We start from the raw sequence: 12019 nt of genomic DNA on the forward strand, positions 1-12019 counted from the left end.
GTCCTGACGTGGGAGCCGCACCTCCCACATCAGGACGACCGGTGCCGGAACCGCGGGTCGTCCTCCCACCAGGGACGGTCCGACACCGGTTCGCGGTCGAGACGGGAGCCCACGGCGACAGCCTCCGCGCGGTCGGCCCGCACCCAGGCGGCCACCGTCGCAGCGAGGAGCCGCAGCGGGGTAGCCGGTGGACAGCACCACAGCAGCCAGAACCCGACGGCCGACACGACCCATCCGGTGAGGAGGTCACCCGGTGCGAAGCTGCGCCCCCCGGAGCCTCACTGCCCGGGTTGCGAGGGCGCCGAGGAAGCCGGCGCGCGGTGGTGTCAGCGCAGGGACGCGAGCAGGTCGCCGACCTCGACGCGGCGACCGGTGTGGAACGGCACCTCCTCGCGGACGTGCAGCCGGGCGCGGGAGGCCCGCAGCTCGCGCATGAGGTCGACGATCCGGTGCAGCTCGTCGGCCTCGAAGGCCAGCACCCACTCGTAGTCGTTCAGCGCGAACGAGGCGATGGTGTTGGCCCGCACGTCGGGGAAGTCGCGCGCCATCTGCCCGTGCTCGCGCAGCATGTCGCGGCGCTCCTTGTCATCGAGCAGGTACCACTCGTAGGACCGCACGAACGGGTAGACGCAGATGAAGTCCTTGGGCGTCTCGTCGGCGAGGAACGCCGGGATGTGGCTCTTGTTGAACTCGGCCGGCCGGTGCAGCGCGGCAGCCGACCAGGTCGGCTCCAGCAGGTGCCCGAAGTCGGTGCGCAGGAACGCGCGGTAGGCAGCCTGCACGTCCTCGATCTTCTCGGCGTGCCACCACACCATGAAGTCGGCCTCGGCCCGCATGCCCCCGAGGTCGTAGAGGCCGCGGGTGACCACGCCCTGCTCCTCGAGGTCGCCGAGCAGCGCCTCGACCTCCTTGGCCAACCGCTCACGGTCGTCGCCGAGCGGTGCCGTCACGCTGAAGACGGACCACATGGCATACCTGATCGAGGCGTTGATCTCGCGGATCCGGGACGGGGTGGGCTTGCTGGTCATGCCGTCATTCTCCGCCTTCTCGATCGGCGGCGGACAGGTGGGTCACCACCGCCCTGGCGGCGGTCCGTCCGGTGCCGATGCAGGCCGGGATCCCGACCCCCTCGTACGCAGCGCCGGCCAGGGCCAGCCCGGGCAGCTCGGCCGCGGCGGCGCGGACCCGGGCGACCCGGTCCACGTGCCCGACCGTGTACTGCGGCAGCGCCCCGCCCCAGCGCTGCACGTGCGCGTCGAGCAGGCGCGGCAGCTGGTGGCCCAGCGCCTCGCTCACCTCGGCCACCGCCACCGCCACGAGCTCCTCGTCGGGACGCTGCAGGTCGGACGTCTCACCGAACCGCCCCACCGAGGCCCGTAGGAAGGACAGGTCGTCGGCGACCTCGGAGGTCCACGCCCACTTGGTCGAGGAGAACGTGCTCGCCTTGATGGTCCGGCCGTCCACGGCCGGCACGAGGAACCCCGAGCCCGGCAGCGGCGCGCGCCCGGGACCGCCGTCGACGGCCAGCGTCACGATCGCCATCGAGGCGTACTCCACCTCACGCAGGGCCGCGCTCGCGTCCGGTGCGTGCGGCTCGAGGAGCCGGGCCGTCGCCGCCGCTGGGGTGGCGACGACGACCGCGTCGGCCGCGAAGCGCTGCGGGTCGGGCCGCGGGCCGGCCACCACGGACCACCCGGCACCGTCGCGCACGAGCTCCCGGGCGATCGTGCTGCTGCGGATCACCACGCCCTGCGAGCGCAGCGACTCGGTGAGGACCTCGGCGAGCCGCCCCACTCCCCCGTGCAGCCCGGCGAAGACCGGTGCCGACGACCCTGCCGACGACAGGGCGGAGGCCTCGGCGGCTGTGCGTGCCGCCTCGGTGAGGCTCGTGCCCTGCGCCACCGAGGCGTAGACCTGCGGCAGGCAGGCACGCAGCGAGAGGCGCCGCGCCCGGCCGGCGTAGACGCCGGCGAGCAGGGGTTCGACGAGCCGGTCGACGACAGCGTCACCGAGGCGGCCTGCGACGTAGTCACCGACCGAGACGTCGTCGCCGTCCTCGGGTGACCACGCCTGCTCGTGCTCGGCCCGGGCGACCTCGTCCGGCGTCAGCACCCCGAGCGCCGACGATGCCGGGGACGGGATGCCCATGAGGGTCCTTCGCGGCATCGGGTGCAGCTGGCCGCGCGACCAGATGCTCGCCGACGTGGTCGCCGGGTGCACCACGGCGTCCTCGAGCCCGAGCTCGGCCATGAGGCCCACCGCCTCGGGCCGACGGGCGAGGACCGACTCGGCGCCGACGTCGATGGGAACCCCGGCAACGGGTTCGCGCCGCAGCTTGCCGCCGGGCCGGTCCGCGGCGTCGAGGATCGTGACCTCGGTGCCGGGAGCCGCACGCACCAGCTCCCAAGCGGCAGCAAGCCCACTGATCCCGCCACCGATGATGACGACTCGTGATCCGACCATGGCCACACCCTTTCAAGATCGTGACGGTTTCGACACCACCGGGTGGGAACGTCGGGCCCCCGGGCGCAGTCGCACCGTCATCACTGCTCGCCCACCGACGTTGACCTCGGGAGTCGCCATGTTCCGTGATCGTCCGCCCCACACCGTCGCCGGTCTCGCGGCCGTCCTCCTCGCCTCCGCCGCCCTCGCGGCGTGCAGCAGCGGCTCCGACAGCAGCGCGTCGTCAGTCGCCGGGCGTGCAGCCGTCGCCCCGTCCCCTGCCGACGGCGGCGCCAAGGCCTCGAACGGCGGCTCCGGGAGCGATGCCGCCGGCAGCTCCGCCGGAGCACCCGAGAGCGGGACCGGGAAGCCGGGAGCCGGGTCCGGCACCACCGTGAGCCAGGCCTCGCTGCAGGCGGCGCAGGAGTCGCTGGCGCGTCGGGCGTCGGTGGCGTTGCAGGTCAAGGACATCGGGCAGGCAGTCGCCAGGGTGCGCGCCGTCTCTGCGGCCGCAGACGGGATCGTGCTCTCGGAGAACATCGGCACGGTGGCCGGCGACACGCCGGTCCAGCCCTCGGCCCGGGTCACCGCCACCACGTACGGCGAGATCACCATCTCGGTGCCGTCGACGAAGCTGGATGCAGTGGTCGCCGACCTCGCACAGGTCGGCACGGTGATCCGCTCGACGAGCTCCAGCGAGGACGTCGGCTCGCAGATCGTCGACACCCAGTCGCGGCTCGAGACCATGCGCATCAGCGTCGACCGGGTGCGTGGCTACCTCGCCGATGCGAAGGACCTGACGCAGACGGTCGCCATGGAGGCCGAGCTGACCCGTCGCGAGGCTGACCTCGAGGCGCTGGAGGCGCAGCTGGCCTCGCTCAAGGGCAGTGTGGCGCGGTCGCCGGTCCAGGTCAGCCTCACGACGCAACCTGACGTGATCGTCCCGAAGAAGGCCGACGACACCGGCTTCCTCGCCGGCCTGCGCAGCGGCTGGCACGCGTTCGCCGGCTCGGTCACCGTGGTCCTCACCGTGGTCGGTGCGGTGGTTCCCTTCGCGGTGCTCTTCGCCCTCGTGGGGCTGCCCCTGTGGTGGGTCGTACGGCGTCGCCGCCCGGCTCCCGTCGCCCCGGCGACGCTGCCGCAGTAGGGAGTCCGCTCAGCGGGCGCCGACCTCGTGCACCAGCTCGACGACGCGGGTGAGCACGTCGGGGTCGGTCGAGGGCAGCACGCCGTGGCCGAGGTTGAAGATGTGGCCGGGAGCTGCCCGGCCCTCCTCGACGATGGCGCGCACCTTGGCCTCGAGCGCCTCCCACGGCGCGAACAGCAGGGCGGGGTCGAGGTTGCCCTGCACCGCGTACCGGCCGTCGAGGCGCGCCAGGGCGTCGGTGAGCGAGACGCGGTAGTCGACGCCGACGACGTCGGCCCCGGCCGAGCCCATGGAGGCGAGCAGCTCGCCGGTGCCGACGCCGAAGTGGATCGTCGGCACGTCGCGACCGGAGACCGCCGCGAGCGCGGTGCGCGAGTGCGGGAGGACGTACTGCTCGTAGTCGGCCCGCGGCAGGGCGCCGACCCAGGAGTCGAAGAGCTGGACGGCCGAGGCACCCGCGGCGGCCTGCACGTCGAGGAACGCCCCCGAGACCTGCGCCAGCCGGGAGCACAGGTCGTGCCACAGCTGCGGGTCGCCGTACATCAGGGCCTTGGTGTGCTCGTGGTTCTTGCTCGGGCCGCCCTCGACGAGGTAGCTCGCGAGCGTGAACGGCGCCCCCGCGAACCCGATGAGCGGCGTCGCGCCGAGCTCGGCCACGAGCAGGCGCACCGAGTCGGTGATGTAGGGCACGTGCTCGGGCGTGAGCTCGGGCAGGCGGTCGAGGTCGGCGCGGGTCCGGAACGGCTCGGCGACGACGGGCCCGACCCCGGCGACGATGTCGAGGTCGACCCCGACGGCAGCGAGCGGCACGACGATGTCGGAGAAGAAGATCGCGGCGTCGACGCCGTGCCGGCGGACGGGCTGCAGCGTGATCTCGGTGACCAGGTCGGGGCGACGGCAGGACTCGAGCATGCCGACGCCCTCACGGACCTTCCGGTACTCCGGCAGCGAGCGCCCGGCCTGGCGCATGAACCAGACCGGGGTGTGCGTCACGGGCTGCTTGCGGGCAGCCCGGACGAGGGCGGAGTCACGGGGGGAGGTCACGCGGGCAATCCTAGGCGGCGCCCGCCGTACCCCTCACAGGGCGATGACGGCGGCGCCGGCGAGGGACAGCAGGGCACCCACCTGCTGGATGGGGCGCAGCCGTTCGGCGAGGACGAGCCGGGCCAGCAGGATCGTCATCACGGGGTACAGCGAACCCAGGACGCTGGCGACGCTCACCTCACCCCGTGAGGAGGCGAAGGCGAACAGCCCGTTGGCCACGAGGTCACCACAGCCGATCACCAGCAGGGTGGGCACCTCCCGGGACACGACGCCGCCGACGGAACGCGTGACCAGGGCCACCACCGCGAACACGACGACGGACGTGCACCGCATGCCCCACAACGTCATCAGGGTCGAGGTGCGCGCCCCGCGGTCGAGGCAGAACAGCGCGAGGCCGAAACCGACGGCGGCGACCGCGGCCAGCACCACCGGCCTGGTGGAGACGTCACCGCTCAGCTCGGGCCCGGACGCCAGGGTGACGCCGACGACCGCGACGAGGATGCCGACCCAGGTCCAGGCCGACGGCTCGTCACCGGTGGCGACGCCGAGAAGGACCGGCACCGCGACGCCGAGGGCGGCGATGGGCGCGACGACCCCCATCGTCCCCGTGGACAGGGCCGTGTAGAAGCAGAGCAGCCCCGTGAGCCCGGACAGCCCGGCCGCGACGGACCACAGCGGCCACCCGGTCCAGACGGCGTGGTCGAGCTGGGTGAGCACGACGACGCACAGCACCACGAACGCCAGTCCCTGCGTCCAGCCGACCACCGCGACGGCGGGCCGCCGGCGGGAGAACAGGCCGGCGAAGAAGTCCGAGGTGCCCCAGCAGACGCTGCTGGCGAGCGCGAGGAGGGAGACCACGGCCGCACGCTACCCGGCCCCCGCGACACGGCGCGGACTCAGCCTCCCTGTGATACCGCACCCCGCGACATACGCTCTGACGGTGGGCAGCAGAACGGTCCCTGGCGACCAGTCACCGGAGTTCACGCAGGCGCTGAGCGACCTGCGGGGCGCGCGGTTGCGTCCCGAGATCAGGCTCACCGAGGTGCCGGCGCCGCAGCGCATCGCGCCGTACGCGGTGGCGCTCACCGCCGAGGTCGTCGGAGCCGCCGCCGACGAGGACGAGCTGGCCTCCGGGCGCTTCGTCCTCCTGCACGACCCGTCGGTTCCCGACCCGTGGGACGGCGCCTGGCGCGCGGTCACCTTCGCCCGGGCCGAGCTCGAGCCCGAGCTCGCCAATGACCCGATGCTCGGGGCCGTCGGCTGGTCGTGGCTCACCGACGCGCTCGAGAGCCACCACCTCGGCTACACCGCCGAGGCCGGCACCGTCACGCGCGTGGTCTCCGAGAGCTTCGCCGGACTGTCCGACCGCCCCGCGAGCGTGGAGATGGAGGTGCGCGCGTCGTGGACCCCGACCACCGGCAACGTCGGCGCCCACCTCGTCGCCTGGTCCGACCTGCTGTGCACCATCGCCGGACTGCCGCCCCTGCCCGAGGGAGTCGTCGCGCTGCCTGGTCCGCGGCGCTGACGACCGCTGCCGGTAGGTTGGGGCGGTGACCGACACCGACGCCGAGGCATCCGCCGTGGACCCGGCGGCCCCCGAGGCCTCGCTGCTCCTGCCACCCGACTCCCCTGACGGAACCGTCGTCGACTCCTCCGAGGTCTCGCAGGACGGCGCACCCGCCGACGCACCCGTGGCCCTGGACATGCCGGCCGACGGCGTCCCGCCGGTGGTGCAGACCGAGCGCGGCCTCCTGGAGGCGGCTGCGGCGATCGCCGCGGGTGAGGGCCCGGTCGCCCTCGACGCCGAGCGTGCCAGCGGCTACCGCTACGGCCAGCGCGCCTACCTCGTGCAGCTGCGCCGTGAGGGTTCGGGCACCTGGCTCATCGACCCCATCGCCTGCCCCGACCTCTCCCCCGTCAACGAGGCCATCGGCAACGCCGAGTGGATCCTGCACGCCGCGACCCAGGACCTGGCCTGCCTCGCCGAGGTGGGCCTGCGCCCGCGCCAGCTCTTCGACACCGAGCTGGCGGGCCGCCTGCTCGGCCTGCCCCGGGTGGGCCTCGCCGCGGTCGTCGAGCACTACCTCGGCCTGTCGCTGGCCAAGGAGCACTCGGCGGTCGACTGGTCCACGCGGCCACTGCCCGAGCCGTGGCTGCGCTATGCAGCGCTCGACGTCGAGGTGCTCGTCGAGGTCCGCAACCTCATGGGTGTCGACCTCGCGCGGCAGGCCAAGGACGGCTGGGCCCGTGAGGAGTTCGAGGCGCTGCTGGACTTCACCGGCCCGGCGCCGCGCGTCGACCCGTGGCGCCGGACGTCGGGGATGCACAAGGTCCGCCAACGGCGCACCGCGGCCGTCGTGCGCGAGCTCTGGGAGGCGCGTGACGCCATCGCCCAGGAGCGCGACGTCTCCCCCGGCCGGGTCCTGCCCGACGCCGTCCTCGTCGAGATCGCCATGGCCGCACCGACATCCGTCGACACCGTGCCCTCCGGCCACCGGTCGGTGCGCCGCTACCAGCGCCAGTGGCTGGACGCCGTCAACCGGGCCAACGCCATCCCCGAGGCCGACCTGCCGCCGATGACCCTGCGGTCCGACGGCCCGCCCCCGCAACGCGCCTGGCCCGAGCGTGACCCGGTGGCCGCCGCCCGGCTGGCTGACACCCGGGAGGCGCTCACCGCGTTCGCGACCGAGCGCGCCATACCCGTCGAGAACGTGCTGTCCCCGGAGCCGCTGCGCCGCGTGATCTGGTCGCCGCCGCACGACCGCAGTGCTGCTGGGTTCGCCCAGGCCCTGCAGGGCCTCGGCGCCCGCCGTTGGCAGACCGACATCGTGGCGCCCATGGTCGCCGCGGCGTTCGCCGCCCACCCGGACGAGTAGCCGCGCCCTCCCGCACGGGGCGCTGCGGACGGGTTCGGCCCCGGCGGGGTGACGGCTCTCACTCGAGGGTCGGGTGACCGCCTTGTTACCGGGAAGTAGCATCGGGGCAGGAGCACGGGCGACCGCGCTCCCCCGCCGGCCGCCACGGCCCGCGACCCCACCCGCTACACCGACCAGGAGGCCACCCGTGCCCCGCACCCTTCGTGAGGTCGTCTTCGTCGACGGCGTCCGGACGCCGTTCGGCAAGGCCGGGGAGAAGGGCATCTACGCCCAGACCCGCGCCGACGACCTCGTCATCCGCTGCATCCGCGAGCTCATGCGCCGCCACCCCGAGCTGCCGCCCGAGCGGGTCGAGGAGGTCGCCATCGCCGCGACCACCCAGATCGGCGACCAGGGCCTGACCCTCGGCCGGATGGCCGCGCTGCTGTCCGGGCTGCCGAAGACCACCCCCGGCTACTCCATCGACCGCATGTGCGCAGGCGCCATGACCGCCGTGACCACCACCGCGTCCTCCATCGCGTTCGGCTCGATCGACGTCGCCATCGCCGGCGGCGTCGAGCACATGGGCCACCACCCGATGGGCGAGGGCGTCGACCCCAACCCCCGCATCGTCGCCGAGAAGCTCGTCGACCCCAGCGCCCTGGTCATGGGCTCGACCGCGGAGAACCTCCACGACCGCTTCCCGACGCTGACCAAGGAGCGCAGCGACGCCTACGCCGTGGGCTCGCAGGACAAGCTCGCGAAGGCCTACGCCAACAACCAGGTCCAGCCCGACCTCGTGCCGGTGGCCACCCGCCACCAGGAGCTCGGCTACGGCCTCGCCACCCAGGACGAGCCGCCGCGCCCCGGCACCACGGTCGAGGACCTGGCCGCGCTGAAGACCCCCTTCCGCCCGCACGGCAACGTCACCGCCGGCAACTCCGCCGGCCTCAACGACGGTGCCACCGCGTGCATCCTCGCCTCGCAGGCGGCGGCCGAGGAGCTCGGCCTGCCGATCCGCATGCGCCTCGTGGACTTCGCGTTCGTGGGTGTCGAGCCCGAGGTCATGGGTATCGGGCCCGTGCCGGCTGCCGAGAAGGCGCTCGGCAAGGCGGGCCTCTCGATCGAGGACATCGGCCTCTTCGAGCTCAACGAGGCGTTCGCCGTGCAGGTGCTCGCCTTCCTCGAGCACTTCGGCATCGCCGACGACGACCCGCGCGTCAACCAGTACGGCGGCGCCATCGCCACCGGGCACCCGCTCGCCTCCTCCGGCGTGCGCCTGATGACCCAGCTCGCGCGCCAGTTCGAGGAGCACCCCGAGGTCCGCTACGGCATGACCGCCATGTGCATCGGCATCGGCATGGGTGGAGCGGTCGTCTGGGAGAACCCCCACCACGCTGACTACGGCAAGGAGGTCGCCGCATGAGCGACACCACCACTGCTCCCCGCTCGACCCCCGCGGGCTCCGAGGAGGTCGTGACGCGCACGCCCGTCCGCGACATCACCCTTCCTGGAGGCGCGGGCGTGCTCGCGCTCGTCACCCTCGACAACGGGTTCGACCACACCAAGCCCAACACCTTCGGCCCGCAGACCATCGCCGGACTGCTCGAGGTCGTCCGCCGCCTGAGGGCCCGCGCCGAGGCCGGCGAGATCCAGGCCGTCGCCATCACCGGCAAGCCGTTCATCTTCGCTGTCGGCGCCGACCTCAAGGCCGTCGCCCAGGCGACCAGCCGCGACCAGGCCCTCGAGGTGGCCCGCGCCGGCCACGCGGCCTTCGCGGCGATCATGGACCTGCCGGTGCCGTCCTTCGCGTTCGTCAACGGCGCCGCGATGGGTGGTGGCGTGGAGATCGCGCTGTCGGCCGACTACCGCACCATCTCCGCAGGCGTCCCGGCGATCGCGCTCCCCGAGACGTTCCTCGGGCTCGTGCCCGGCTGGGGTGGCTGCTACCTGCTGCCCAACCTCGTCGGACCGGCGAACGCGCTCAAGGTCATCATCGAGAACCCCATGAACACCAACCGGATGCTCAAGGGTCCGCAGGCGTTCGAGCTCGGCATGGCCGACGCGATGTTCGCCCCTGCCGACTTCCTCGAGGAGTCACTGCTGTGGGCGGCGAAGGTCCTCACCGGCGAGACGAAGGTCGAGCGCCCCGAGGTGTCGCGCGACGAGGCCGAGTGGGCCGGTGCCGTCAAGGCCGCCAAGGGCCTGGTCGACCTCAAGACCGGCGGCAAGTCGCCGGCGCCGTACCGGGCCCTGCAGCTCGTTGCAGAGGCTCGCACCGCGACCCGTGACGAGGCGTTCGCCGCCGAGGACGAGGCGCTCGCCGACCTCGTCATGGGCGACGAGCTGCGCGCCGGGCTCTACTCGTTCGACCTCGTGCAGCGCCGCGCCAAGCGGCCGGCCGGTGCGCCCGACAAGGCCCTGGCGCGCAAGGTCACCAAGGTCGGCATCGTCGGCGCAGGTCTGATGGCCAGCCAGCTCGCCCTGCTGTTCGCGCAGCGCCTCGAGGTGCCGGTCGTCATGACCGACCTGGACGAGGAGCGTGTCGGCAAGGGGGTCGGCTACGTCCACGGCGAGGTCGACAAGCTGCTCGGCAAGCGTCGTGTCAGCCCCGACAAGGCCAACCGCATCAAGGGCCTGGTCACCGGGTCCACGAGCAAGGACGGGTTCGCCGACGCGGACTTCGTCATCGAGGCCGTCTTCGAGGAGATGTCCGTCAAGAAGCAGGTGTGGGCGGAGGTCGAGGCCGTCGTCTCGGCCGAGTGCGTCCTCGCGACCAACACCAGCTCGCTGTCGATCACCGAGATGGCCTCGGAGCTGCAGCACCCGGAGCGGGTCGTGGGCTTCCACTTCTTCAACCCCGTCGCCGTGATGCCGCTGCTCGAGATCATCAAGGGCGAGCAGACCGACGACGCCACCCTCGCCACGGCTTTCGCCACCGGCAAGACGCTGAAGAAGACCACGATCCTGGTCAAGGACTCGCCGTCGTTCATCGTCAACCGGCTCCTCGGCCGCTTCATGGGCGAGGTCGCGAAGGTGGTCGACGAGGGCACCCCGATCGAGGTGGCAGACCGGGCGTTCGCCGGCCTCGCGCCGATGCCGCCGTTCATCCTGCTCGGGCTCGTCGGGCCCGCGATCGCGTTGCACAACAACGAGACCCTGGCCAAGGCGTTCCCTGACCGCTTCTACGTCTCGGATAACCTGCGCAAGGTCGTCGCGGCCAAGAAGCCGGCCATCTACACCTGGCCGGAGGGCAAGCCGGTCGTCGACCCTGAGGTCGAGGCGCTGTTCGACAAGCCCTCCGACCCCGTGGTGCTGACCACCGAGCAGGTGCGCGAGCGCGTCCTGGGCGTCCTGGCCGACGAAGCCAGGCGGATGCTCGACGAGGGCGTCGCCCAGGCCCCGATGGACCTGGACCTGGCGATGATCACCGGTGCCGGCTTCCAGTTCTGGAACGGCGGCCTCACGCCGCTGCTCGACCGCGAAGGTGTCTCGGAGAAGGTCACGGGGAAGCGGTTCCTGCCCGCCGGTGCGGCGAGCGTCCCGACCCGGTAGTCCGCCCGCCGCAGCCGCGCCGTACGGCGGCGTTCAGCGGCGTCCAGCGGCTCGTGGCTCCGCCGTGGCCGGCGCACCGTCGTGGTGTGCCGGCCACCGGCATGTCCGGACTCGCCACACACCTTCAGGCACAACTGTGGTCGGCCACCACATGCTCGGCCCCCGCCCGCCAGACCTAGTCTCGCGGTCATGCCGACGACGCCTGGAACCCTCGACCTGACCGGACGCACCGCCCTGGTGACCGGCGCCGCGAGTGGTATCGGGGCCGCCTGCGTCGAGCGGCTCGCCGGCGCGGGCGCGCGCGTCTGGGCGGTCGACCGCGACGCGGACGGGCTCGGCCGCTTCGCCGGGCTCGATGGCGTCGACCTCCTTCCCACCGACCTCAGCGACCTCGACGCGGTGGACGAGCTGCCCGGCGACGTCGACGTGCTGGTCAACAACGCCGGCATCCAGCACGTCAGCCCGATCCACGAGTTCCCCGTCGAGACGTGGGACCTCATCATCCGGCTCATGCTCACGTCCCCGTTCCGGCTGACCCGCCGGGTGCTGCCCCACATGTACGAGCAGGGGTTCGGGCGCATCGTCAACGTGTCGAGCGTGCACGGGCTGCGCGCGAGCCCGTTCAAGGCGGCCTACGTCTCGGCGAAGCACGGCCTCGAGGGGCTGTCCAAGGTGACCGCGCTCGAGGGCGCCGAGCACGGGGTGACGAGCAACTGCGTCAACCCCGCCTACGTGCGCACCCCGCTGGTCGAGAAGCAGATCGCCGATCAGGCCCGGTCGCACGGCATCAGCGAGGAGGAGGTCGTCAGCAAGGTCATGCTGGAGCCCGTGGCGGTCAAGCGGCTGGTCGAGGCCGGCGAGGTGGCCGAGCTCGTCGCGTTCCTGTGTGGCACCTCCGCCGCGTCGGTGTCCGGTTCGTCCTTTGCGATGGACGGCGGCTGGACCGCCCACTGAGCCCGCCGCCCGCCTAGGATCC

10 protein-coding genes are annotated in these 12019 nt (G+C 72.8%); 6 read left to right on the forward strand and 4 right to left on the reverse strand.

Annotation, left to right across the window (positions count from 1 at the left end; all coding sequences use genetic code 11):
- Positions 1-326: 326 nt before the first annotated feature.
- Both hemQ and hemG read right to left on the reverse strand, forming a co-directional pair.
- A complete protein-coding gene (gene hemQ / locus AB4Z02_RS14035; protein WP_441971653.1) occupies positions 327-1028 on the reverse strand; it encodes a hydrogen peroxide-dependent heme synthase in 702 nt (233 codons plus the stop codon).
- Between the two features lie 4 nt (positions 1029-1032).
- Positions 1033-2463 (reverse strand): protoporphyrinogen oxidase, encoded by a 1431-nt coding sequence (gene hemG / locus AB4Z02_RS14040; protein ID WP_441971655.1) that lies wholly within the window; start codon positions 2461-2463, stop codon positions 1033-1035.
- A 118-nt stretch (positions 2464-2581) separates the two neighbouring features.
- Between hemG and AB4Z02_RS14045 the strand changes: the two genes are divergently transcribed.
- On the forward strand, positions 2582-3589 hold the full coding sequence (locus tag AB4Z02_RS14045; RefSeq protein ID WP_441971657.1) for a DUF4349 domain-containing protein: 1008 nt from the start codon (positions 2582-2584) through the stop codon (positions 3587-3589).
- Between the two features lie 9 nt (positions 3590-3598).
- Here the strand turns inward: AB4Z02_RS14045 and hemE are convergent, their stop codons facing one another.
- On the reverse strand, positions 3599-4633 hold the full coding sequence (gene hemE / locus AB4Z02_RS14050; protein WP_441971658.1) for a uroporphyrinogen decarboxylase: 1035 nt from the start codon (positions 4631-4633) through the stop codon (positions 3599-3601).
- 33 nt (positions 4634-4666) lie between these two features.
- Entirely contained in the window at positions 4667-5491 is an 825-nt protein-coding gene (locus AB4Z02_RS14055; RefSeq protein ID WP_441971659.1) for an EamA family transporter, read from the reverse strand.
- An 82-nt stretch (positions 5492-5573) separates the two neighbouring features.
- On the opposite strand from AB4Z02_RS14055, the gene AB4Z02_RS14060 reads away from it, so the two are divergent.
- The 5 genes from AB4Z02_RS14060 to AB4Z02_RS14080 all read left to right on the forward strand — a co-directional run bounded on the left by AB4Z02_RS14060 (position 5574) and on the right by AB4Z02_RS14080 (position 11997).
- Complete coding sequence (locus AB4Z02_RS14060) at positions 5574-6158, forward strand: DUF3000 domain-containing protein (RefSeq protein WP_056884010.1); 585 nt, start codon at positions 5574-5576, stop codon at positions 6156-6158.
- A gap of 25 nt (positions 6159-6183) precedes the next feature.
- Complete coding sequence (locus AB4Z02_RS14065) at positions 6184-7509, forward strand: HRDC domain-containing protein (protein ID WP_441971660.1); 1326 nt, start codon at positions 6184-6186, stop codon at positions 7507-7509.
- Positions 7510-7696: 187 nt separating this feature from the next.
- Positions 7697-8914 (forward strand): thiolase family protein, encoded by a 1218-nt coding sequence (locus AB4Z02_RS14070; protein ID WP_441971661.1) that lies wholly within the window; start codon positions 7697-7699, stop codon positions 8912-8914.
- Complete coding sequence (locus AB4Z02_RS14075; protein WP_441971662.1) at positions 8911-11043, forward strand: 3-hydroxyacyl-CoA dehydrogenase NAD-binding domain-containing protein; 2133 nt, start codon at positions 8911-8913, stop codon at positions 11041-11043. Before AB4Z02_RS14070 ends, AB4Z02_RS14075 begins: the two co-directional genes overlap by 4 nt.
- Positions 11044-11232: 189 nt before the next feature.
- On the forward strand, positions 11233-11997 hold the full coding sequence (locus tag AB4Z02_RS14080) for a 3-hydroxybutyrate dehydrogenase (RefSeq protein WP_056884008.1): 765 nt from the start codon (positions 11233-11235) through the stop codon (positions 11995-11997).
- Positions 11998-12019 lie beyond the last annotated feature (22 nt).

This window comes from Pedococcus sp. 2YAF34 (assembly GCF_052114585.1).
GTDB lineage: Bacteria > Actinomycetota > Actinomycetes > Actinomycetales > Dermatophilaceae > Pedococcus.